Source organism: Stutzerimonas sp. (assembly GCF_982611455.1).
This window is the reverse complement of record NZ_CEXBBO010000019.1, coordinates 42,564-64,278: the sequence shown is the minus strand read 5'-3', so window position 1 is coordinate 64,278 and position 21,715 is coordinate 42,564. Positions and strand designations below refer to the sequence as shown.

The 21,715-nt window shown below is 58.9% G+C and carries 22 protein-coding genes; 12 read left to right on the top strand and 10 right to left on the bottom strand.

Annotated features, from left to right (window positions below):
• The 6 genes from lepA to rpoE all read right to left on the bottom strand — a co-directional run bounded on the left by lepA (position 1) and on the right by rpoE (position 6,044).
• Complete coding sequence (lepA, locus tag AC2LD7_RS13065; protein ID WP_484598165.1) at positions 1-1,800, bottom strand: translation elongation factor 4; 1,800 nt, start codon at positions 1,798-1,800, stop codon at positions 1-3.
• 185 nt (positions 1,801-1,985) lie between these two features.
• Positions 1,986-3,401, bottom strand: coding sequence for a DegQ family serine endoprotease (locus tag AC2LD7_RS13060; RefSeq protein ID WP_484598164.1), 1,416 nt, complete (start codon positions 3,399-3,401; stop codon positions 1,986-1,988).
• Positions 3,376-3,882, bottom strand: coding sequence for a SoxR reducing system RseC family protein (locus AC2LD7_RS13055; protein ID WP_484598163.1), 507 nt, complete (start codon positions 3,880-3,882; stop codon positions 3,376-3,378). The genes AC2LD7_RS13060 and AC2LD7_RS13055 overlap by 26 nt, the downstream gene beginning before the upstream one ends.
• Positions 3,879-4,823 carry a MucB/RseB C-terminal domain-containing protein gene (locus tag AC2LD7_RS13050; protein ID WP_484598162.1) on the bottom strand — a complete coding sequence of 315 codons (945 nt, stop codon included), beginning with the start codon at positions 4,821-4,823 and terminating at the stop codon, positions 3,879-3,881. The genes AC2LD7_RS13055 and AC2LD7_RS13050 overlap by 4 nt, the downstream gene beginning before the upstream one ends.
• Positions 4,824-4,831: 8 nt before the next feature.
• Complete coding sequence (locus tag AC2LD7_RS13045) at positions 4,832-5,431, bottom strand: sigma-E factor negative regulatory protein (RefSeq protein WP_484598161.1); 600 nt, start codon at positions 5,429-5,431, stop codon at positions 4,832-4,834.
• A 31-nt stretch (positions 5,432-5,462) separates the two neighbouring features.
• Positions 5,463-6,044 (bottom strand): RNA polymerase sigma factor RpoE/AlgU, encoded by a 582-nt coding sequence (rpoE, locus tag AC2LD7_RS13040; protein WP_019342233.1) that lies wholly within the window; start codon positions 6,042-6,044, stop codon positions 5,463-5,465.
• A 354-nt stretch (positions 6,045-6,398) separates the two neighbouring features.
• Here rpoE and nadB point away from each other — a divergent pair, with 354 nt between their 5' ends.
• Positions 6,399-8,012 carry an L-aspartate oxidase gene (gene nadB, locus AC2LD7_RS13035; RefSeq protein ID WP_484598160.1) on the top strand — a complete coding sequence of 538 codons (1,614 nt, stop codon included), beginning with the start codon at positions 6,399-6,401 and terminating at the stop codon, positions 8,010-8,012.
• On the opposite strand, the gene AC2LD7_RS13030 is transcribed toward nadB, so the two are convergent.
• The gene (locus AC2LD7_RS13030) at positions 7,981-8,436 is read right to left on the bottom strand and encodes a protein YgfX (protein WP_484598159.1); all 456 of its coding nucleotides are present in this window, start codon (positions 8,434-8,436) and stop codon (positions 7,981-7,983) included. The genes nadB and AC2LD7_RS13030 overlap by 32 nt on opposite strands.
• Positions 8,420-8,674: an FAD assembly factor SdhE gene (locus tag AC2LD7_RS13025; RefSeq protein ID WP_484598158.1), complete on the bottom strand. Its 255-nt coding sequence runs from the start codon at positions 8,672-8,674 to the stop codon at positions 8,420-8,422. The genes AC2LD7_RS13030 and AC2LD7_RS13025 overlap by 17 nt, the downstream gene beginning before the upstream one ends.
• Before the next feature lie 170 nt (positions 8,675-8,844).
• On the opposite strand from AC2LD7_RS13025, the gene ygfZ reads away from it, so the two are divergent.
• The 3 genes from ygfZ (at position 8,845) to AC2LD7_RS13010 (ending at position 11,385) form a co-directional block, all read left to right on the top strand.
• Complete coding sequence (ygfZ, locus tag AC2LD7_RS13020) at positions 8,845-9,798, top strand: CAF17-like 4Fe-4S cluster assembly/insertion protein YgfZ (protein ID WP_484598157.1); 954 nt, start codon at positions 8,845-8,847, stop codon at positions 9,796-9,798.
• A gap of 45 nt (positions 9,799-9,843) precedes the next feature.
• Positions 9,844-10,680 carry an HDOD domain-containing protein gene (locus AC2LD7_RS13015; protein ID WP_484598156.1) on the top strand — a complete coding sequence of 279 codons (837 nt, stop codon included), beginning with the start codon at positions 9,844-9,846 and terminating at the stop codon, positions 10,678-10,680.
• A 186-nt stretch (positions 10,681-10,866) separates the two neighbouring features.
• The gene (locus tag AC2LD7_RS13010) at positions 10,867-11,385 is read left to right on the top strand and encodes a DUF4142 domain-containing protein (protein ID WP_484598155.1); all 519 of its coding nucleotides are present in this window, start codon (positions 10,867-10,869) and stop codon (positions 11,383-11,385) included.
• Positions 11,386-11,425: 40 nt separating this feature from the next.
• Here the strand turns inward: AC2LD7_RS13010 and ung are convergent, their stop codons facing one another.
• Positions 11,426-12,121 (bottom strand): uracil-DNA glycosylase, encoded by a 696-nt coding sequence (gene ung / locus AC2LD7_RS13005; RefSeq protein WP_484598154.1) that lies wholly within the window; start codon positions 12,119-12,121, stop codon positions 11,426-11,428.
• Positions 12,122-12,363: 242 nt separating this feature from the next.
• On the opposite strand from ung, the gene AC2LD7_RS13000 reads away from it, so the two are divergent.
• Positions 12,364-13,608 carry an ABC transporter substrate-binding protein gene (locus AC2LD7_RS13000; protein ID WP_484598153.1) on the top strand — a complete coding sequence of 415 codons (1,245 nt, stop codon included), beginning with the start codon at positions 12,364-12,366 and terminating at the stop codon, positions 13,606-13,608.
• Between the two features lie 253 nt (positions 13,609-13,861).
• Positions 13,862-14,683 carry an enoyl-CoA hydratase gene (locus tag AC2LD7_RS12995; protein WP_484598152.1) on the top strand — a complete coding sequence of 274 codons (822 nt, stop codon included), beginning with the start codon at positions 13,862-13,864 and terminating at the stop codon, positions 14,681-14,683.
• A gap of 129 nt (positions 14,684-14,812) precedes the next feature.
• Here AC2LD7_RS12995 and AC2LD7_RS12990 read toward each other — a convergent pair whose 3' ends face one another.
• Positions 14,813-15,244 (bottom strand): hypothetical protein, encoded by a 432-nt coding sequence (locus AC2LD7_RS12990; RefSeq protein ID WP_484598151.1) that lies wholly within the window; start codon positions 15,242-15,244, stop codon positions 14,813-14,815.
• A gap of 231 nt (positions 15,245-15,475) precedes the next feature.
• On the opposite strand from AC2LD7_RS12990, the gene rsxA reads away from it, so the two are divergent.
• The 6 genes from rsxA (at position 15,476) to AC2LD7_RS12960 (ending at position 21,713) form a co-directional block, all read left to right on the top strand.
• Positions 15,476-16,060 carry an electron transport complex subunit RsxA gene (rsxA, locus tag AC2LD7_RS12985; protein ID WP_484598150.1) on the top strand — a complete coding sequence of 195 codons (585 nt, stop codon included), beginning with the start codon at positions 15,476-15,478 and terminating at the stop codon, positions 16,058-16,060.
• A complete protein-coding gene (rsxB, locus tag AC2LD7_RS12980; protein WP_484598149.1) occupies positions 16,057-16,632 on the top strand; it encodes an electron transport complex subunit RsxB in 576 nt (191 codons plus the stop codon). Before rsxA ends, rsxB begins: the two co-directional genes overlap by 4 nt.
• Positions 16,629-19,115 (top strand): electron transport complex subunit RsxC, encoded by a 2,487-nt coding sequence (gene rsxC, locus AC2LD7_RS12975; protein WP_484598148.1) that lies wholly within the window; start codon positions 16,629-16,631, stop codon positions 19,113-19,115. Before rsxB ends, rsxC begins: the two co-directional genes overlap by 4 nt.
• Before the next feature lie 87 nt (positions 19,116-19,202).
• Complete coding sequence (gene rsxD, locus AC2LD7_RS12970) at positions 19,203-20,231, top strand: electron transport complex subunit RsxD (protein WP_484598147.1); 1,029 nt, start codon at positions 19,203-19,205, stop codon at positions 20,229-20,231.
• A 1-nt stretch (position 20,232) separates the two neighbouring features.
• A complete protein-coding gene (gene rsxG, locus AC2LD7_RS12965) occupies positions 20,233-21,003 on the top strand; it encodes an electron transport complex subunit RsxG (protein WP_484598146.1) in 771 nt (256 codons plus the stop codon).
• Positions 21,000-21,713, top strand: a complete 714-nt coding sequence (locus AC2LD7_RS12960; RefSeq protein WP_484598145.1) for an electron transport complex subunit E — start codon at positions 21,000-21,002, stop codon at positions 21,711-21,713. Before rsxG ends, AC2LD7_RS12960 begins: the two co-directional genes overlap by 4 nt.
• The last annotated feature ends 2 nt before the right edge of the window (positions 21,714-21,715 follow it).

The window sequence follows — 21,715 nt, the reverse complement described above, 5'->3', positions numbered from 1 at the left end:
TCAGCTATCTACCTTCAGCACCGCGAGGAAAGCTTCTTGCGGGATTTCAACGTTACCAACCTGCTTCATGCGCTTCTTGCCGGCCTTTTGCTTTTCCAGCAACTTGCGCTTGCGGCTTACGTCACCGCCGTAGCACTTGGCTAGAACATTCTTGCGCAACGCCTTGACGGTGCTTCGCGCAACGATCTGGCCACCAATAGCCGCCTGGATCGCCACGTCGAACATCTGCCGAGGAATGAGTTCCTTCATTTTCTCGACCAGCATGCGGCCTTTGTAATGCGCATTGTCGCGATGCACGATGAGCGCCAGCGCATCGACCTTGTCGCCGTTGATCAGGATGTCCAAGCGAGTCAGGTTGGCCGACTGGAAGCATTCGAAGCTGTAATCAAGAGAGGCGTAGCCGCGGCTGACCGACTTCAGTCGATCGAAGAAATCCAATACCACTTCGCTCATGGGCAAGTCGTAACGCACCTGGACCTGTGAGCCGAGGAATTGCAGATCGCGCTGTACGCCACGCTTTTCAATACACAGGGTAATAACGCTACCCAGATGTTCCTGCGGCACCAGGATATTGGCGCGCACGATGGGTTCGCGCATATCTTCTATCGACGACAAATCGGGGAGTTTGGACGGGCTGTCGACGTAAAGGGTCTCGCCATTCTTGAGCGCCAGCTCGTACACCACTGTTGGCGCAGTGGTGATCAGATCGAGGTCGTATTCACGCTCGAGTCGCTCCTGGATGATCTCCATATGCAGCATGCCGAGGAAACCGATGCGGAAGCCAAACCCCAGCGCGTCAGAGCTTTCAGGCTCGTACTGCAATGCGGCATCGTTCAGCGTGAGCTTTTGCAGCGCTTCACGGAAATCTTCGAAGTCGTCCGAACTGACCGGGAACAAGCCGGCATAGACCTGCGGCTTGACTCGCTTGAAGCCGGGTAGCATCTCGACATCCGGTGTGTTGGAGAGCGTCAGCGTGTCACCCACTGGCGCACCATGGATGTCTTTGATGCCAGCGATGATGAAGCCTACTTCGCCAGCCTTGAGATCGGCCGTACTGGTGTGTTTCGGGTTAAATACGCCAACGCTGTCGACCTGATGCATCTTGCCGGTGGACTTGACCAGAACCTTGTCGCCCTTCTTGATCCGGCCATGGCGGACCCGCACGAGCGAGACGACGCCCAGATAATTGTCGAACCAGGAATCGATGATCAACGCCTGCAACGGCGCATCGATCTCGCCGGTTGGCGGCGGGATGACATCTACCAGGCGTTCCAATACATCGTCCACACCCATGCCGCTCTTGGCGCTACAAGCGACGGCATCGGTCGCATCTATACCGATGATGTGCTCGATTTCGTCTTTTACCTTGTCGGGGTCGGCCTGGGGCAAGTCCATCTTGTTCAGGACAGGCATGACCTCCAGGCCCTGCTCGATCGCCGTATAGCAGTTGGCAACCGATTGAGCTTCGACTCCCTGACCCGCATCGACGACCAACAGCGCACCTTCACAGGCCGCCAACGATCGGCTCACCTCATAGGTGAAATCCACGTGCCCTGGAGTGTCAATGAAATTAAGCTGGTAGGTTTTGCCGTTCCGGGCCTTGTAATACAGCGTGACGCTATGCGCCTTGATGGTGATGCCTCGTTCACGCTCGAGGTCCATCGAATCCAGCACCTGCGCGTTCATTTCACGCTCGGTCAGACCACCACACATCTGGATGAAACGGTCAGCCAGGGTCGACTTACCATGATCGATGTGCGCGATGATGGAGAAATTGCGGATATGACTCAGGTCGCTCACAGCTAAACACTCGAATATGCCGCGAGCTGACTGCCCGCCGAAAATAGCCGCAAAGTGTACCTGATCGGTCTATTCAGCGCCACGCCGCCCCAAAACCCAACCCAGCAGGTCGTGAACCGAACAGCGAAAAAGATCCTTCAGAACGAAAAAGAGGCCCGGAGGCCGCTTCTCGTTACCCAACCGCTTTACTCGGCAAGCTTGAACGTAATGAAGCTCGCTCGCCCTTGACGCAGTACCCGCATGGAAACCGACCGATTCTTCGGCAGCTGCTCCGCAACGCGACCAAAGCTCGATGCAGAATCGATTGCCTGATTGTTCAGATGCGTAATCACATCCCCCGGACGGAGACCAATCATCGCGGCCGGACCACTCGACACCTCGGTAATCACCACGCCACCGGGCAAATCCAGGCTGCGCTTTTGCTCGGCAGTTAGCTCCGACACCTTGACGCCCAGTCGATTGCTGCTTTTTTCTGCGCGGTCACCTGTTGCCGCTAATTCTTCGCCCTCTTCCGGCAATGCACCGATCGTGACGGTCAGCGTCTCGCGGTCGCCATCGCGAACGATACCAAGCTTAGCCTTGGTGTTCGGCTTGATCGTACCGATCAAATGCGGCAGGTCGGCAGACATATCAATGACACTGTCATTGACGCTGAGAATCACGTCACCCACGCGCAGGCCGCCTTGAGCTGCAGGGCCCCCGTCCATCACTTGCGCAACCAGCGCGCCCGCCGGGCGCTCAAGCCCGAACGATTCGGCCAAGTCCCGATTGACCTCCTGTATGACCACTCCCAGCCAGCCACGACTGACTTTGCCGTCAGTCCGCAGTTGATCAGAGACATCCATGGCGACATCGATTGGAATGGCAAACGACAGGCCCATGAAACCGCCCGATCGTGTAAATATCTGCGAGTTAATGCCGATCACTTCGCCCTGCAGGTTAAACAGCGGCCCGCCTGAATTACCGGGATTGATCGCGACATCGGTTTGAATGAAGGGAACATAACTTTCATTAGGAAGGTTGCGCCCGGTCGCACTGACAATACCCGCCGTTACGGTGTGGTCGAAGCCGAACGGCGAACCAATTGCCAGTACCCACTCACCGACCTTCAGTTCGCTGGACGTTCCCAGCCTGACCGTCGGCAAACCAGTAGCTTCGATCTTTAGCAATGCTACGTCGGTACGAGGATCAGCACCGACCAGGGTTGCTTCCAGCTCACTGCGATCCGGCAAGCGAACGATTATTTCGTCTGCATCGGCAACAACATGGTTATTGGTCAATACGTAACCATCGGCCGAGATGATAAAGCCGGAGCCTAGAGACTGCGCCTCGCGCTGCTGATCCTGGCCCGGTACTTCCGGGATACCGTGTTCGAAGAACTCTCGAAAAATTGGCGGCAACCCTTCGAGATCCGGCATTTGCGGGCCAGCACCACGAGCCGGCACTTTTTGCTTGGTGCTGATATTGACGACTGCAGGCGAGGCGCTTTCTACCAGGGGTGTGAAATCGGGTAACTGCGCATTGGCCACCGCGACCTGCCCTATAAAAAACAGTGCAGCGACAAGAGCAAAGCAGCTATTCCGTTGAACCTTCAAAATCATTCTCCCTTGATGAAAACAAACCGGCCCGGCCACTTGCTGCAGAGCCCACCAGCAATGTACGCAACACAACTGGCTGCAGCCCCGGATCACCTGCACTTCGCTGGCTGCGCTTACGCACGATCAGCCACGAAAACAGAAAACCACCAAGCCCGGCGAGTATCACGTACGGCTCGGCTGCCGAAAGCTCTGTAGCAATCAGCGCCGAGGCAAACAGCACAATCAGCGGAAAAAGATAAACAAGGATGGCGCCACGCAGCAACACGTCTTCACGGATCCCGATGACAACCGGATCACCCAACTGAAGCTGCAGATCGGACAGCGCGCGGATCAGTTCGCGTCTCTCACGAACGCCAAGACGGTCCATCAGACCCTGGCCACAACCGTTCTTGGCGGAACAGCCTGAACAGGTACTCTTACGTTGCGTTTCAACCCAAACAGCCCCGGACTCCAGCGCGATTACGCGCCCTGGCTCTTCAATCATCGCGACGCCTGATCCACCCCGGATCGCATCGACAACGCGACTCGCTCAGCGGTACCTAGTGGAATCTCGCCAACGACCGTCACCATGACATCACCACCGGCTGTGGAAATACGCTTGGAGACTGCCACGGTTGGGCCCATCTGGCTGCGTGCATCTTCAACTACAGCCCCGCGCAGCGGCTCCAGGAACACCGAGAACCGAGCTAGACCGTCGCCATAAGAGAGCCAGGCCACCGACTCGTCGGACGCTGGGCTGGTACGAACGTTCGAATCGAGCAATTGGAAGCCCGCGGGAAGCCAATCAGAGTGCCATTTCGGTACTTTCGATTCACGCTCCGCACTCAACGAGACAGGCTTGCATGCCGACCCAGCCTCGACATCGGCGAGCTGAACTGAGTCTGGAGAAAAATGAGTGAACTGGAAGCGCTCAAGCAGTTGGCCGTTCTCATCGAGCAGCAGGGACTTGAGCGGTAATGCCGTTTCACGATCAAGGTGCAGTTCGAAGCCGTAACGGTGCTGATCCTTCGGTCGTATAGCCAGTGCTATGGTGGGTCGCCCGGCAACTCGTGACTCACCAATGACGTGAAAATCGTACCACTTGGAAAGCACGTTCGGATCGAACTGCTGGTGACGCCAAGGCTGAGCATCTCGGACCTGGGAAGCCAAATCCTCACTGGCGCACTGAACCTTGCCATCTACCAGTGAAACCTCCGCTGGCGGACCGTCCAGCTGCAACAAACGTTCACGTAACTTCTGATCTTTTACAAGCTGCCAGACAGCATGACTGGAAAAACTACCATTGCGCTCATACACGAATGTGCCGAGGTAGCTCTGTTTTTTTTCAGCCGCCGCAAGGCGTTGCATCCAGTTATCGGCATCAGCAGCAAAGGCCGGCATTGATAGCCAGCCTCCGAGCACCACACACAGCGGTATTACACGCATGTTGTTCCTTAACGATCTTCCATACTGGCAGCACGAGCATAAGGCAGCGCGCTTTCAGAGCCACTACCGAAAGCGGCCTGCTGCGCGTGCTGGCGGACATACGCCGGCAGACGCCGTTCATGCCAACCTTCAACAGGTGCCTGAGCACTGGCAGTCTGAGCTTCCGGCGCGCCAGTATTTTCACTATAGCCTGCCAACACGGCTGGGCCTTGATTGGCCTGCGGCACCGCGATGCTAGGCTGAGCAGCCTGCTGCGCGACCTGCGGACCGGCAACTTCGCTCTGATTGTACAGACGTACACCAGCTAGCACCGCTAAGGTGACCGAAGCTGCAGCGGCCAGACGCCCAATGTTGCGCCAAGCAAAACGCTGTGGTTTGACCACAGTGATCTCAGGTTCGTCAGCCAAGGCAGCCGACACCGCCGAAGCGATATCCAGACGAGGCTCGACCAGCTCCTTGTGCATCGCGGCACGAGCGACTTGATAACGCGACCAGGTCGATCGCATTTCAGTGTCGCCGTCTGCAGCAAGCACTCGACGTAATTCCAACTCGTCCGCTTCGTTATCCATCACCGCGGACAGCGATTCATGCAGGGCTTCACGACTCATAGCGGTTCCTCTCTTGGCTGTCGCCGCTGTCTCAGGATTCATGCAACAAGGGTTGCAATGCTTTATCGATGGCCTCCCGCGCCCGGAATATCCGTGAGCGGACCGTACCCACCGGACACTGCATGACGTTTGCAATGTCTTCATAACTAAGACCATCAAATTCACGCAGTGTTAGAGCCGTACGCAAATCTTCTGGAAGTTGTTGGATGGTTCTATGAACTGTGTCTTCTATTTCATCCCTGAGAAGCGCGCGCTCTGGCGACTCGATGTCCTTGAGGGCGTGATCGCCTTCATAGAACTCCGCATCTTCAGAACTGACATCGCTGTCAGGCGGCCGCCTTCCTCGGGCCACCAAATGATTTTTTGCCGTGTTGATAGCGATTCGGTACAGCCAGGTATAAAAGGCGCTGTCCCCGCGAAAATTCGCCAGCGCACGGTAGGCTTTGATAAAGGCCTCCTGCGCAACATCCTGAGCTTCGTGAGAATCATGTACGAAGCGTACGATCAACCCAAGAATCTTATGCTGATACTTTAGTACCAACAGATCAAAAGCCCTCTTGTCTCCCCGCTGCACTCGTTCGACCAGTTGCTGGTCCTGCTCCTGGGTTAGCATAAACACTCCTCCATGACCTGGAAGGAGTGCCGCGCTCGCCAGCGAGCTGACCTGCCAGAATAGACCCGGGCTTTACACAAAAGTTCTCCCCCTCCAAGCAAGCTTTCCTGCAACACACCTGACGGCATTGGCAAGCAACGCCGCAAAACAGATTGTTCTGACGACGCTCTCCTGGTATCCACAGCAAAACCCAGCCGCCCACTCATCGATGGCCAGCCGGCTTGCATCCACAACTGTGTATAGAGACGGACCTGCAAAAAAAGTTCCAAGGCATCAGCCACATAAAACACGGGCCGCTATTTTGCAGGGGGAAGCACTCTATATACTAGGGTCGTCTTCAACGTGAGATAGAAAATGAGCCAACATTATCAGTACGACGTTCTTGTCATCGGCAGTGGCGCCGCTGGCTTGACGCTGGCACTCAACCTGCCGGCCGAACTCCGCGTCGCGGTAATGAGCAAAGGTGACCTGGCCAACGGATCGACGTACTGGGCTCAAGGCGGCGTCGCCGCGGTGCTGGACACTACCGACACGGTTGAATCTCATGTCGCCGACACGCTCGTCGCAGGCGGTGGGCTGTGCAAGGAAGAAGCCGTGCGCTTCACGGTCGAACACAGCCGCGAAGCCATTCAATGGCTGATCGAACAAGGCGTCCCCTTCACCAAAGACGAAGCGGATCGCGAAGACGGCAGCTTCGAGTATCACCTGACACGTGAAGGCGGGCACAGCCACCGCCGCATCATCCATGCAGCCGATGCCACCGGCGCAGCGATCTTCAATACGCTGCTTGCACGCACTCAAGATCGAAGCAATATCGATCTGTTGCACCAGCGCGTCGCCGTCGACCTGATCACCGAGCGCAAGCTGGGCTTGAATGGCAAGCGCTGCCTTGGCGCCTACGTGCTGGATCGAGCCACTGGAGAAGTGGATACCTTTCAGGCGAAATTTGTCGTTCTGGCGACCGGCGGAGCCGCCAAGGTATATCTCTATACCAGTAACCCGGACGGCGCTTGTGGCGACGGTATAGCCATTGCCTGGCGTGCGGGCTGCCGGGTCGGCAATTTGGAATTCAACCAGTTCCACCCCACCTGCCTTTACCACCCCAAGGCGAAGAGTTTCCTGATCACCGAGGCATTGCGCGGTGAAGGCGCCCTTCTGAAGTTACCTAATGGCGAGCGCTTCATGCCGCGCTTCGACGCTCGCGCCGAACTGGCGCCGCGAGACATCGTCGCCCGCGCGATAGATCACGAAATGAAGCGACTCGGTGTCGATTGCGTCTATCTAGACATCAGCCACAAGCCCACGGAATTTATCAAGAGCCATTTCCCCACCGTCTACGAGCGATGCCTGGAGTTCGGCATCGACATCACTCGCGAGCCGATTCCTGTCGTACCCGCAGCGCACTACACCTGCGGTGGCGTTGTCGTCGATCAGGCCGGCAGGACCGACATACCAGGACTCTACGCGATTGGCGAAACCAGTTTTACCGGACTGCACGGCGCCAACCGCATGGCCAGCAACTCGCTACTGGAATGCTTCGTCTACGCCCAGTCGGCCGCCCAACATATGCTCAGCGAGCTGCCGCATATAGAGGCGCCAGGCCGCCTGCCGACCTGGGACGCCAGTCAGGTCACCGACTCGGACGAGGACGTCATCATCGCTCACAACTGGGACGAGCTGCGGCGGTTCATGTGGGACTATGTCGGCATCGTCCGAACCAACAAGCGACTCATGCGCGCACAGCATCGAGTGCGCCTGCTGCTTGGCGAGATCGACGAGTTTTATAGTAATTACAAAGTCAGCCGCGACCTGATCGAGCTGCGGAATCTAGCCATGGTAGCGGAGCTGATGATCCGTTCGGCGATGCAGCGCAAGGAAAGTCGAGGATTGCATTACACCCTGGATTACCCCGCGCAACTGCCCGAAGCGGTGGACACTATTCTGGCGCCGTCCACCTACGGCGACTGAACTTCAACCTGACCCGCAAACGCCGATGCTGCTCGAGCGGCATCGAACCACGCGGAATGCATATCCCGCGAGCGAACCACTCCCCAGGCACTTTGTAGCGCAGCACCACAGCCAGCGGCAGTGCGAGACTGTCAGGGCGTAGCTGGACGGGTTGCCAACCAGCACGCCGACTCCAGAGCGACCAGCCCTGCTGATCCTGGCGCAAGCCGAGGCAGGAAGAATCGCGGGAAAGAAGGATGCGAGACGGTATCACCCAGCCAGCATGCAGCAGGCAAAGCAGCAAGCCGAGGACTTGAAGCCAGAACGGGATTGGCAGCGCCAGCAGAGTGGCGAAGGCCACTAGCAGCACGGTCACATAGAGCGCCAACAACAGGTTCGAAGCCTGCCAGTGGCATTCGAATGTCTGGCTACTTTGGCTGGACACGATCAAGGATCATCCGAACGATGTAGCGCAGGTCTTCGTCGTCGGGCTCGGCGCGCTCCATGAACCAGCCAAACATGTCCTGGTCCTCGCAGCTCAGCAGCTTGCAGTAGCGGCGCTGGTCTTCTTCATTGAGCTGCGGGTATACCTCCTGGACGAAGGGCACCAACAAGACGTCCAGTTCGAGCATGCCGCGGCGGCTCTGCCAGAACAGGCGATTGAGTTCGGATTGTTCGACCATGGACGTGCTCCTGAGTTGAAGCCGGGCATTATAACGATTGGCGCAGCGGGCCGGCACGCCTATTAAAGGAACAGGCCCTAGCAAGACGGAAGGAGTGACACTTGGCGCACGCTGTGTTTTGCCAACGTCCTGCTATGATGCCCGTCCGGAATTTTTCACGGCGACCAGTCATGACCGACACTGCTTTTTTCTGCGTCCTGTCGCATGAAGGCGTCCTGGCCGTACGCGGCCCGGACGCCAGCAAGTTCCTGCAGGGGCAACTGACCTGCAACCTCAATTATCTCGACGCCCAGCATTCGAGCCTCGGTGCACGCTGTACCCCCAAAGGACGCATGCAGTCGAGCTTCCGCATTCTGCCGGAGGGCGACGGCTACTTGTTGGCGATGGATCGCGAATTGGTACAAACGCAGCTCGCGGACCTGGCCAAATACGCGGCATTCTCAAAATCCAAACTGTATGACGAGAGCACCGAATGGGTTCGCTTCGGGCTCAATGCTGGCGATGGTGTCCTGGTCAGCCTCGGCCTGGATCTTCCCCAAGACGCAGATCAGATGGTCACCGAGCACGGACTGATCGCCATTCGCCTTCTGGATGGTCGCGCCGAGCTCTGGGTCCGTGCTCTGGATGCCGAAACGATCCGCTTGCGGCTTAGCGCCCAGCTTCGCGAGGCACCGCTTGAACATTGGCTAATGGCACAGATTCGTGCGGGGATCGGACAGGTCGTCGCCAGCACCCGGGAGCTGTTCATCCCGCAGATGATCAACCTTCAGGCGCTGGGCGGCGTCAGTTTCAAAAAAGGTTGTTATACCGGCCAGGAAATCGTTGCGCGAATGCAGTATCTCGGCAAGCTGAAGCGCCGCCTGCATCGTCTTGCCGCTGAAAATGCCGAGGCGGAAGTGCCCGCTCCAGGGCTAGAGCTATATTCCCCCGTCCACGGCTCCAGCGTGGGTGAAGTAGTTCTGGCGGCAAGGGCAAGCGTCGACGGTGCATTGGAACTGCTTGCCGTACTGCAGGAGGACGCCGCGGCCGACGGTCGAATACTCCTCGGCTCACCGGATGGCTTGCCGCTGACCTTGCTCGACCTACCCTACACGCTAGACGCGGCCCGAGAAATCCAGCGCTAGCCATTGCCAGCCACGCCAAACATAGAATCACGACTAAGGAACGACATGAGCACCCTTGCCGATAAAGTCCAGCAAGAACTGATGCAGGCGATCGAAAATGACGAACTGGTCCTGCCGACGCTTCCCGAAGTAGCACTACGCGTCCGCGAGGCAGCGGAAGATCCGGACGTGAGCATTCCGACGCTGGCCAAGGTGATCGGCAACGACACCGCCCTCACCGCTCGCATCATCAAGGTGGTCAACAGCCCCTTGTTGCGTACCAATCGGGAAATTAACGATCTGCAGATGGCGATCAGCCGTCTCGGCATCAACTACACCTCAAACCTGGCAACCGGCCTCGCCATGGAGCAGATGTTCCAGGCCACCACCGACGTGGTGGACCGCAAGATGCGTGAAGTCTGGAACAAGAGCACCGAGATCGCCGCTATCAGCCATGTCCTGTGCCGCAACTTCACGCGCCTTCCCGCTGATCAGGCGACGCTGGCGGGGTTGGTGCATCAGATCGGTATCCTGCCGATTCTGACTTACGCCGAAGAACACAGCGCCTTGCTCAGCGATTCGATCAGCCTTAACCATGTGATCGACCGGATCCATCCAATCATCGGCGAGAAAATCCTGCGTACCTGGGAGTTTCCGGATCCGATCGCCACGGTTCCTGGCCAACACCTTAATTTCTCACGCGTGTCGGACAAGGCCGATTACGTCGATATCGTTCAGGTGGCTACCCTGCAGAGCTACAGCGGCACTTCGCACCCCTACACGCAGCTGGATTGGACCCAAATTGCCGCGTTCGCCAAATTGGGAATCGATCCGAACTCCCTACTGCAGGAAGACGAAGACCTGTCGGCGGCCATGGACGCGGCCATGAGCATGCTGCAATAACCCCCTCGTGGGCGCCCGGGGCACCCACTCGCCCTGCTCCATCTCTGACCGCTTGCCCGGTGCATGGAACCGCTACTGTGCGCTCCAGTCACAAAATAGACGGCGTTCTTGCCGCATCTCGCTAGTGCACCCATGGCCATGCCTTCGGCGTCGCACCGGCTTGCCGGGTAGATGAAGGAGAACAAGATGACTCGCACAACCAAAGCTTTTTTATCGGGTACCGCTGCACTGTTATTGGGTGTAGCGGCAAACCTCGCGCTGGCTGCCGATGGTGAAAACTTCGTTGACGAGGCCTCAGCAAAAGGCATGGCGGAAATCGAAACTGCCAAGCTTGCGCTGGATAAAGGCACCGCTGAGGACGTCAAGACCTTCGCTCAGAAAATGATCGATGATCACACCAAGTCGAATCAAAAGCTTGCCGAACTGGCCGGGCAGCATGACGACCTGGAGATGTCCGACGAAGCCATGTTGATGGACAAAGCCAAGGCCATGATTCTGAAGCTGCGTGACGGTGAGAATTTCGACGAGGCCTATGCCAACAACCAAGTAACCGCTCACGAGCAGACCATCGAGCTGTATCGCGAATACGCTCAGGATGGCGAGAATGCCCAGCTCAAGCAGTTTGCCGAATCGACTCTGCAGGAACTTGAGCAACACCTGCAAGATGCCAAAGAGCTTGCGTCCAAGCACGGCGGCAAGCAGTAAGCCTACGCGGGCGACTGGCGCCACCTCGCGCGGCGCCAAATCAAACCTCGGCCGGCAACTCCCAGTCGATCGGCGCCAGACCTTGCTGCTTCAGGAATTGATTGGCCCGGCCGAAATGGCCGTTACCGATGAAGCCTCTATGCGCCGACAGAGGCGATGGGTGCACTGACTTGAGCAGCAAATGCTTGGTCGGATCGATCAGTTTGGCCTTGCTCTGGGCATGCGCACCCCAGAGCATGAACACCACGCTTGGCCGCTGCTCGCTCACCACTTCGATGATCCTGTCAGTGAGGCGTTGCCAACCCATCTTCGCATGTGATCCTGCGATCCCCTGCTCCACCGTGAGCGACGTGTTGAGCATCAGCACGCCTTGATCCGCCCAGTGCTGCAGATAGCCGTGGCGAGGAATATCCAGGTTCAGGTCGCGCTTGAGCTCTTTGAAGATGTTTTGTAGCGACGGCGGCGGTGCAACACCCGGCTGCACCGAAAAGCATAGTCCGTGCGCCTGTCCAGGACCGTGATAAGGGTCCTGCCCGAGAATGACTACCCGAACCTGATCCAGCGGTGTTGAATTCAGTGCGTTGAAGATCAACGGGCCCGGCGGATAGATAACTTTTCCTGCCGCTTTCTCGCGCCGCAGAAACGCGCTCAACTCCTTCATGTATGGCTGCTCGAACTCTTCGTTCAAGGCCGCCTTCCAACTGGCTTCGAGTTTGACGCGGTCATCTTGTGTCATAGCGCTTTCCTGATCCACCGAGTCGCCGACCCTAAGGAAAGGAAACCGATGAGTCAATGCATGGCCGGACGCGAATCTCTGCTTGCTTAGCCTCAGCTGCAGCCGACAATTTCTCCCAAGAATGTCGTGCACCGCACGCCTGCGCATCAGGCCTTTGCCTACGACTAATTAAAGGGTGACGAATAGCCGCAGTGCACGGTAAAAAGCGTCTCGCCAACAAAAAATACAACAAGGATCTTGCGATGAAACGGACTACCCTCTTAGCTCTGGGGCTGGGTTTCTGTCTTGCTGCCGAAGCTGCCGACCCGATTACCCTTGGCCTCAACTATCCCCGTACCGGCAGCTACAAGGAAGAAGGCCTCTCGCAAATGCGCGGCGCACTGCTGGCCATTGACGAGATCAACGCCAAGGGTGGCGTGCTGGGTCGGCCATTGAAGCTTTCCAGCCGCAACTCCGCATCACGACCGGAGAAATCCGTCGCCAATGTCGACAAGCTGGCCGACGAAGGCGCCGCCATGCTGTTTGGAGGTGTCTCGAGCGCGGTCGCCATCGCTGCTGGCAAGCGCGCCAAAGAGCGCGGTTTGCTTTACTTCGGCACTCTCACTTATTCCAACGACACGACTGGCAAGGACGGTCATCGCTACATGTTTCGTGAGTGCAACAATGCCTGGATGAGCGCACAAGTACTGGGCCAGTATCTGAACAAGAACCTGCCGAACAAGCGCTACTTCTATATCACCTCCGATTACACCTGGGGCCATACCAGCGAGAGCTCGCTGCGCCAGGCAACCGGTACACAGGACAAGAGCAAGCATCCCGGCCTCAAAACGGCGTTTCCCGGGGCGCGCCTCTCTGATTATCGCGAAGCGTTGACCCAGGCGGCCAACAGCGATGCCGAAGTGCTGGCACTGGTACTGTTCGGCGAAGATCTGGTACGCGCGATGCGGATTGCCGATGAACTGGGCTTGAACAAAAAGATGCAGGTCGCTGTACCCAACCTCACGTTGAGCATGGTCGAAACCGCAGGCCCAGACATTATGCGAGGCGTGTTGGGCACCGAGCCATGGACCTGGCGGGTACCGGAGCTGGAGGGCTCGGTGGCCGGCCAGAAGTTTGTCGAGAATTACGACGAACGCTACCAGACTCACCCGTCCAGCTCGGCTGCATCGGCGTACAGCATCGTCTATCAATGGGCCGATGCGGCGACCCGCGCCCGTAGCCTGAATAGCGAACAAATCATCTCGGCGCTCGAAGGCCATCGTTATAGCCTGCTCAAAGACGAGCAGGAGTGGCGTGCCTTCGACCACCAGAACGTGCAGACGGTATACGCCGTCAAGGTCAAGCCACGTGAGGAAGTGCTCAAGGACCGCTTCAAGCAGGACTACTTCGAAATCGTACATCGCCTGACCGGTGAGCAAGCCGCGCCGACCTATGCCGAATGGCAGGCCGAACGCCGTGCCACCGGCCAGACACTGGCATTGCAATAGGCCACAGACGCAGCGGCACTGGGCAATCCAGTGTCGCGCCAACGTTTCGTCGCCCTCGGTCATCGCAGACGTACCGCCGCGCCAACCGCCTTCTCGTCCCGCCCTGTGCCCCATTCTCATACCAGCCAACGGCTCCGTATCAGAACTGGCGTATCGGCAGAACCAATGAATGAATGTCCTGAAACGCACGGATGATTCGCGAATCTGATGTAGACAAGCCGCACGCATTCGATCCCCGACGAGGAAGATGACCATGAGCACGACCGCAGTTGAACCTTACAAATCCGGGGTCTTCGACCTGACCCATAAGCTGACCGTGGAAAAGCACGGGCATACCGCACTGATCACGATCAACCATCCGCCCGCCAACACCTGGGACCGTGAGTCGCTCATTGGCCTCAAACAAGTCGTCGATCATCTGAATCATGATGACGAGGTCTACGCTCTGGTAATTAGCGGCCAGGGTGACAAGTTCTTCAGCGCGGGCGCCGATCTTAAACTCTTCGCCGATGGCGATCGAACCCGGGCACGGGAGATGGCTAGGCGCTTCGGCGAAGCGTTCGAAGCGCTGCGTGAGTTTCGCGGCGTATCGATAGCGGCTATCAACGGCTTCGCCCTCGGCGGCGGGCTCGAATGTGCGCTGGCCTGCGATATCCGCATTGCCGAACAACAGGCACAAATGGGCTTACCGGAGGCGTCGGTCGGCCTGCTGCCGTGCGCGGGTGGCACCCAGGCACTCGCTTGGCTGGTGGGCGAAGGTTGGGCCAAGAGGATGATCCTCTGCGGCGAGCGCGTTACCGCAGATACTGCGTTGCGTATCGGTTTGATAGAACAGATCGTAGAACCCGGCGAGGCCCGTGGACACGCATTGCTGTTGGCCTCGCGCGTGGCTCGTCAGAGCCCGGTCGCGGTGCGCACGATCAAGCCACTCATCGACTCGATGCGCAGCCGCGGCCCCGCCACCCTTGCTGCGAAAGAACGCGAGGCGTTCATCGATCTGTTCGAGGCGGAAGACACGCTCGAAGGCGTCAATGCGTTTCTGGAGAAGCGTGACCCGCACTGGAGAAACCGGTAGATCGTGCTACGAGTCCGGGAGAGAAAGCGCCGACAGACTAGTCGTGATTCAGCATGACGGCGCTAGAAGAGAGTTCCCACTCAGGCAGGCATCTATCTCGCTGACATCAACAAAGATGCCACTGACGTTTCAACGACGGTAGCTTCGGTTATTGAAGTCCCGATGCTGATGCATGCGGTAATCGCGTCCGTCACGAACCTGCGGTGGTCGGCCAAAATTCCGATCATTGCGGTTCCAGCGCTGAGGACGATCGAAGTTCGACTGCCGGCCTTGTAGCTGATGAATCGCTCGGCGGCGGTCATTGTCCCAGTGTTGCCGGTCAGACCCACGGTGCCGATCGTAATACCGCTGCGGCAGCTGCCCCTGATAGCGCGGCGGCAAGTTCTGCGGATATTGACGGTGCTGCGGATATGGACTGCGCGGGTCGTACTGGTACGAACGGTTGTCGACGCGATAGCTGCCTCCATCCGGTTGGTAGAACCACACGCCGCCGCGCGAGTCGGCGTATGCCTGAGAGCCCAGTCCCAGCGCAAGCAACAAAACCACGATTCGAGTCTTCATCGAACACCTCCAACAGCCGCTCTACCTGAAAGCTGCGACCTCATGCCATCAGACCACAGCAAATAGCCACCTGACGATCGAACGGACGGTCGGTGCATTTCCACATATGTCAGCGCCCCGCCTCGTTCCGTGCGGATACGTCAGGCAGCGCGGCTTGTATGGCTGCCGTCGCTTCCCGATAATAGCGGCCTTTTAGCTCGGGCTCATGCAGAGCACCAGAGGAACCTCGTGATGACCGAACTCGCCCTGATCATGGTTAGCGCCATTCTGGTCAACAACTTCGTGCTGGTGCAGTTTCTCGGTCTTTGCCCGTTTATGGGTGTATCGAAGAAGATCGAAACCGCTATCGGCCTTTCGCTGGCGACAACCTTCGTCTTGACGCTGGCCGCGATGTGCAGCTACCTGGTTCAGCAGTATGTGCTCAAGCCGCTGGACCTCGAATTTCTGCGCACCATTAGCTTCATCCTGGTAATCGCCGTCGTGGTGCAGTTCACCGAAATGGTGGTGAACAAGACCAGCCCGCTGCTGTACCGGGTGCTGGGCATTTTTCTACCGCTGATCACCACAAACTGCATTGTGTTGGGGGTCGCCCTGCTGAACGCCAACAAATCGGAATTCACCTTTATTACCGCCACGGCGAACGGCTTTGCCGCCGGCCTCGGGTTTTCCCTGGTACTGGTATTGTTCGCAGCCATGCGCGAGCGCATCGCGATTGCCGATGTGCCCAAGTCCTTTCAGGGCGCTGCGATTGGCATGGTCACCGCCGGCTTGATGTCGCTGGCGTTCATGGGCTTTTCCGGGTTGATCAAGCTATGAGCGTGGTCGTTATTGCTGTGCTCGCCTTGCTCGCGCTGTGCCTGGTATGCGGCGCAATTCTCGGTTTTGCCGCGGTGCGTTTTCGTGTCGAGGGCGACCCGATCGCCGAACAGATCAACGCCTTGTTGCCGCAGACCCAGTGCGGTCAGTGTGGCTATCCGGGCTGCAAGCCCTACGCCGAGGCGATTGCCGGCGGCGACAAGATCAACAAATGCCCACCGGGCGGCGAGTCGACGATCCAGGCGCTGGCCGATCTGCTCGACGTCGAGCCCGAGCCACTCGATGCCGTCGAGGGCGAAGTCCCTCCCCGCGTCGCCTATATCCGAGAGGCCGAGTGCATCGGCTGCACCAAGTGTATTCAGGCTTGTCCGGTCGACGCGATCGTCGGTGCGGCGAAGCAGATGCACACAGTCATTGTTTCCGAATGCACCGGTTGCGACCTTTGCGTAGAGCCCTGCCCAGTCGACTGTATCGACATGATCGAAGTGGGCAGCAACCTGCAGAGCTGGAAGTGGGGCCAGCCGCTGGCGCCAGGCCAGCTGATCGCCAGCGACCGGGAGCAGGCTGCATGACTTCGTTGACCGTCTGGGACATTCACGGCGGCATTCATCCGCCGGAGCGCAAGGCGCTCTCCAACCGCACGCCGATCCAGAAGATGCCATTGCCCGCGCAATTGGTTGTGCCGCTCGCCCAGCACCTGGGTACCCCGGCCGAGCCCTGCGTGACGCTCGGCGAACGTGTGCTCAAAGGGCAGAAAATTGCAGAAGCGAGTGGGTTCGTCAGCGCGTCGGTTCACGCGCCGACCTCCGGCACAGTCAGTCTCATCGGGCCACAGCCTTACCCGCACGTATCGGGGATACTCAGTGCCGCCATCGTTATCGACAGCGATGCTCAGGACGAGTGGATCGAGCTGCAACCGCGCCCCGAATACGCTCAGCTGCCGCCTGCAGAATTGCTGGACATCATTCGCCAGGCCGGTATCAGCGGCCTGGGAGGCGCAGGCTTCCCCACGACGGTCAAACTGAGCGCTTCACCGAGCCAAAAGGTCCGCACACTGATCATCAACGGCACCGAGTGCGAGCCCTATATCACCGCGGATGACCTATTGATGCGCGAAAAGGCTGCCGAGCTGGTGGCCGGTATCGAAATCCTTGCGTATCTGATCCAGCCGGAGCAGGTGCTGATCGGCATCGAAGACAACAAACCCGAAGCCATCGCTGCCGTGCAGGCGGCGGTCGACGAGCGGCCTTATGCGGTAAAGGTTTTTCCGACCAAATACCCATCCGGCGGAGAGAAGCAGCTCATCCAGATACTCACCGGCGAGGAAGTCCCCAGCGGCGGTCTGCCCGCCGATATCGGCATGCTCTGCCAGAATGTCGGCACCTGCGTGGCCATTCACGACGCAGTCCTGCTCGGCAAGCCGTTGATATCCCGTGTCGCCACCCTGACCGGCGGAGCGCTGGCGCGGCCGATGAATGTCGAAGCCCTGATCGGCACGCCAGTGGCGGAACTACTGGCCTTTGCAGGCCTCGACGGCAGCAAACTCAACCGGCTGATCATGGGCGGCCCGATGATGGGCTTCACCTTGCCATCGATGGACGTGCCGCTGATCAAGACCACCAACTGCCTGCTGGCTAGCACCCTGGCCGAGCTGCCACCACCACCGCCCGCCCTGCCATGCATTCGTTGCGGTGAGTGTGCCGAGGTCTGCCCGGCCAGCCTCCTGCCCCAGCAACTGCATTTTTTTGCCCTCGGGCAAGAACACGAACAGCTGAAGGCCTACAACCTGTTCGATTGCATCGAATGTGGCGCCTGCGCTTATGTCTGTCCGTCGAGCATTCCGCTGGTGCAGTACTACCGCGCGGCCAAGGGCGAGATTCGTGCGCTGGAGCAGAAGCAGCAAAAGGCCGATCACTCCAAACAACGTTTCGAATTGCGCCAGGAACGCCTGCGGCGGGCCGAGGAGCAAAAGGAAGCAGATCGCAAAGCCCGCGCCGAGCGCGCAGCACGCGCCAAGGCGACTCAAGCGGAAACCAGCTCGGTGCCCAACCAGGACGACCCGGTCGCTCGCGTTCAAGCACAAAAAGCCGGACTGTCAGAGCAGCAGAAGAAACTCAAAATTGAAGCCAGCATGGCTCAGGTCGCCTTGAAAAAGGCCGAAAAGCAACTCGCAGCGCACGCGACACCGGAGCTCGAGGCTCAGGTCGCCGATCTGCGCATTGTCGCTGCCAACGCCCAGAAGGCCCTGGATGAAGCCAACGCAGCCGTGACGGACACAACCGTCACAACACCTGCAGCGAACGACGAAGCCGCGAAAAAAGCCAAGATCGAAGCCGCCATGCTGCGTGCTCAGATACGCAAGTTGGAAAAACTCGACGCTCGCGATCCCGAGCAAGACGCAGAGTTGAGCCGCTTGCAATCACAGCTGGCCGAGACCGAAAAGGCGCTTGCATCGATACAAGACAGCGCGCCCATCGCACCGGGCAAGCCCGCTGCCCAGAGCGACGACGTAAAAAAAGCCAAGATCGAAGCCGCCATGCTTCGTGCCCAGGTCCGCAAGCTGGGAAAAGTAGAAGCTCGCAATTCCGAACAGGATATCGAGCTGAGCCGCTTGCAGTCGCAGCTGGCCGAGGCTGAAAAGATGCTTGCATCGACAACCGAAAGCGCTCCCCCGCCTGCCTCCAAAACAACCGGCGGCGAAGCCCTGAAGAAAGCCAAAATTGAGCTGGCGATGAAGCGTGCCGAACTCAAGAAGGCCGAAAAGGCCGGCGCTGAAGACGCCGAGCTGAGCAAGCTGCGTGATGGCCTGGCCAGCGCCGAGCAGGCACTACATGACGTTGAAGCGAATTCCGGCAAGCCAGAGCCGGAGCTGGTGCGCACCGACAAGCGTCCGATAGACGAACTGACTCGCACGCTGAAGACCGATGTCGCTTTTGCCCGAGCGGATCTGCGCAAACTGGAGCGCGATACAAACAGCGACACCAGAGACGTCGAGGCCGCACGGACGCGTCTGAACGAAGCCGAGCGCAAGTTGCAAGAACACACTGATTCGTAGATAGCTACGCCGCCGGCGCAACTATCCGGGAGCGACGATCGGCCTGAATGCGATCTCCACCCTGCAAAGCATCTGACCGGAGAGCCAATGGCCCTGCCTCGCATCACCTCACCGCATACAAAAGGCAACAACCGCACCCAGCGGGTCATGTTGCTGGTGCTGGCCGCCACGCTGCCCGGGGTGGTGGTGCTGACCTGGCTATACGGCGCCGGAACGTTGATCAATCTGGTTTGGGCCAGTGCCGCGGCGCTCGGCTGCGAGGCGCTGGTTTTGAAGCTGCGCCAGCGGCCGGTGCAATTCTTCCTGCGTGACGGCAGTGCGCTGGTTACTGCCGTGCTGCTGGCGCTCGCATTACCGCCCTACGCTCCCTGGTGGCTGACGCTGATTGCCACCGGCAGCGCCATCATCTTCGGCAAACAGCTCTATGGCGGCCTCGGCCAGAACCCTTTCAACCCGGCGATGATCGGTTACGTCGTGGTGCTGGTTTCGTTCCCGATCGAGATGACAACTTGGCCAATCCCGCACAGCGTCGGTCTTATAGACGGTCTGCAACACATCCTTGGCTTCGCCTCGCTACCTGACGGTTGGTCCCAGGCCACCGCACTGGACGTACTCAAGGTCAATAAAAGCCTGACGATCGATGAGCTCTGGGCCAGTCCGGCCTTTGGCCACTTTGGCGGCATTGGTTCCGAGGCTGTCAATCTGGCGTTTCTTGCTGGCGGTTTGTTCTTGCTGCACAAGCGGCTGTTCAGCTGGCACGCACCGATCGGCATGCTTGCTGCGCTGGGGATAATGAGTCTGCTGTTTTGGAACGGTTCGGGTTCCGATAGCCATGGTTCCCCCCTGTTTCACCTGCTCAGCGGCGCAACCATGCTGGGCGCGTTTTTCATCGTTACCGATCCGGTGAGCAGCGCCACCAGCAACCAGGGGCGTCTGATCTTCGGAGTCGGCACCGGCATTCTGGTCTACGTGATTCGTGCCTGGGGCGGCTACCCGGACGGCGTTGCGTTCGCCGTGCTGCTGATGAACCTGTGCGCGCCGACCATCGACTACTACACCCGCCCGCGCACCTACGGCCATCGCAAGGCCGAGCGCGGCTTCAAGCTGGGCGAATGACATGATTCTTCCTGAACTCAGCCGCTCGATGCTCAAGAACAGCCTGGTGCTGGGCCTGTTTGCCATCGTGACCGTAGGCGCGGTAACGCTCATGCAGCAATTCACCGCCGAACGCATCCAGGCGTCCGAACGGGCCGCACAGCTGCGTGCGCTGAACGAAATCCTGCCCCGAGACAGCTACGACAACCAATTGCTCGACAACGGCGTTGATGTGCATGATCCCCTGCTCGAGACCAAGCGACCGCTGCCCGCCTATATCGCGATCAAAGACGGCAAGCCCAGCGCAGTGATTCTCCAGGCCATCGCGCCGGATGGCTACAGCGGTGCCATCCATTTGCTCGTAGGGATCCGGGCCGATGGTCGGGTAGCCGGCGTGCGCGTAGTTGGTCACCGCGAGACACCCGGGCTCGGTGACAAAATCGAGCTAGCGAAGAGCCAGTGGATTCGCAGCTTCGAGAACCGGTCGCTAGGCAAGCCCGACGAGTCCGGTTGGGCAGTAAAGAAGGATGGCGGCGATTTCGACCAGTTCGCTGGTGCCACCATCACCCCTCGCGCCGTTGTTGGTGCGGTGCACCGAGCTCTGCAATATTTCGACGCGAACAAGGCCGAGTTGCTCGGCGCGTCAACCAACCCGATAGCGCCCGAAGATGCGTTGAAAAGCGCAGCAGAACCCGCCGAAACGACAACCCATTCACGCGCAGGCGCCGCCGCGACCCGTGAGGAACTGCAGGTCACCGACCCGCAGCTCGAGCAGAAAGGCAATACACCATGAGCAACCCCAGTTACCGCGAACTGAGCATCAATGGCCTGTGGAAGAACAACCCGGCGCTGGTCCAGCTGCTGGGGCTCTGCCCGCTGCTCGGGGTTAGTAACTCGGCGGTCAACGCTCTCGGGCTTGGGCTTGCCACGGCACTGGTGCTGGTCTGCTCGAACATCGGCGTGTCGCTGGTGCGCGGCGTGGTCAATACCGCCGTGCGCCTGCCGGCTTTCGTGATGATCATCGCGGCCCTGACCACCTGCATCGAACTGTTGATGCAGGCCTACACCTACGAGCTGTATCAGATCCTTGGCATCTTCATTCCGTTGATCACCACCAACTGCGTGATCCTTGGTCGCGCCGATGGCTTTGCCGCCAAGCACAACCCGCTGATCGCGGGGTTCGACGGCCTGCTGATGGGGCTGGGTTTTGCCCTTGTGCTTCTGATATTGGGCGGCCTGCGCGAGTTGTTCGGCACCGGGATTCTGTTCGCCAATATGCACCTGCTGTTCGGCCCGATTGCCGCCGACTGGCAACTCACCGTATTCAGCGAATACAAGGGCTTCCTATTGGCTATCCTGCCGCCCGGCGCATTCATCGTGCTCGGTCTGTTGATTGCGCTGAAGAACGGCATCGATGAACAGCTGGCAGAGCGCGCCAAAGCCAGACAGCCGGACGCGCCTGTGCAGAGCCGCCGAGTTCGAGTAACCGGGGTGATCGAATGATG

Excerpts from the sequence above, each read along its gene's own strand:
- AC2LD7_RS13060 (WP_484598164.1), bottom strand. The coding sequence starts at position 3,401 with ATGATTTTGAAGGTTCAACGGAATAGCTGCTTTGCTCTTGTCGCTGCA.
- AC2LD7_RS13055 (WP_484598163.1), bottom strand. The coding sequence starts at position 3,882 with ATGATTGAAGAGCCAGGGCGCGTAATCGCGCTGGAGTCCGGGGCTGTT.
- AC2LD7_RS13050 (WP_484598162.1), bottom strand. The coding sequence starts at position 4,823 with ATGCGTGTAATACCGCTGTGTGTGGTGCTCGGAGGCTGGCTATCAATG.
- AC2LD7_RS13045 (WP_484598161.1), bottom strand. The coding sequence starts at position 5,431 with ATGAGTCGTGAAGCCCTGCATGAATCGCTGTCCGCGGTGATGGATAAC.
- rpoE (WP_019342233.1), bottom strand. The coding sequence starts at position 6,044 with ATGCTAACCCAGGAGCAGGACCAGCAACTGGTCGAACGAGTGCAGCGG.
- nadB (WP_484598160.1), top strand. The coding sequence starts at position 6,399 with ATGAGCCAACATTATCAGTACGACGTTCTTGTCATCGGCAGTGGCGCC.
- AC2LD7_RS13025 (WP_484598158.1), bottom strand. The coding sequence starts at position 8,674 with ATGGTCGAACAATCCGAACTCAATCGCCTGTTCTGGCAGAGCCGCCGC.
- ygfZ (WP_484598157.1), top strand. The coding sequence starts at position 8,845 with ATGACCGACACTGCTTTTTTCTGCGTCCTGTCGCATGAAGGCGTCCTG.
- AC2LD7_RS13015 (WP_484598156.1), top strand. The coding sequence starts at position 9,844 with ATGAGCACCCTTGCCGATAAAGTCCAGCAAGAACTGATGCAGGCGATC.
- AC2LD7_RS13010 (WP_484598155.1), top strand. The coding sequence starts at position 10,867 with ATGACTCGCACAACCAAAGCTTTTTTATCGGGTACCGCTGCACTGTTA.
- ung (WP_484598154.1), bottom strand. The coding sequence starts at position 12,121 with ATGACACAAGATGACCGCGTCAAACTCGAAGCCAGTTGGAAGGCGGCC.
- AC2LD7_RS13000 (WP_484598153.1), top strand. The coding sequence starts at position 12,364 with ATGAAACGGACTACCCTCTTAGCTCTGGGGCTGGGTTTCTGTCTTGCT.
- AC2LD7_RS12995 (WP_484598152.1), top strand. The coding sequence starts at position 13,862 with ATGAGCACGACCGCAGTTGAACCTTACAAATCCGGGGTCTTCGACCTG.
- AC2LD7_RS12990 (WP_484598151.1), bottom strand. The coding sequence starts at position 15,244 with ATGAAGACTCGAATCGTGGTTTTGTTGCTTGCGCTGGGACTGGGCTCT.
- rsxA (WP_484598150.1), top strand. The coding sequence starts at position 15,476 with ATGACCGAACTCGCCCTGATCATGGTTAGCGCCATTCTGGTCAACAAC.
- rsxB (WP_484598149.1), top strand. The coding sequence starts at position 16,057 with ATGAGCGTGGTCGTTATTGCTGTGCTCGCCTTGCTCGCGCTGTGCCTG.
- rsxC (WP_484598148.1), top strand. The coding sequence starts at position 16,629 with ATGACTTCGTTGACCGTCTGGGACATTCACGGCGGCATTCATCCGCCG.
- rsxD (WP_484598147.1), top strand. The coding sequence starts at position 19,203 with ATGGCCCTGCCTCGCATCACCTCACCGCATACAAAAGGCAACAACCGC.
- rsxG (WP_484598146.1), top strand. The coding sequence starts at position 20,233 with ATGATTCTTCCTGAACTCAGCCGCTCGATGCTCAAGAACAGCCTGGTG.
- AC2LD7_RS12960 (WP_484598145.1), top strand. The coding sequence starts at position 21,000 with ATGAGCAACCCCAGTTACCGCGAACTGAGCATCAATGGCCTGTGGAAG.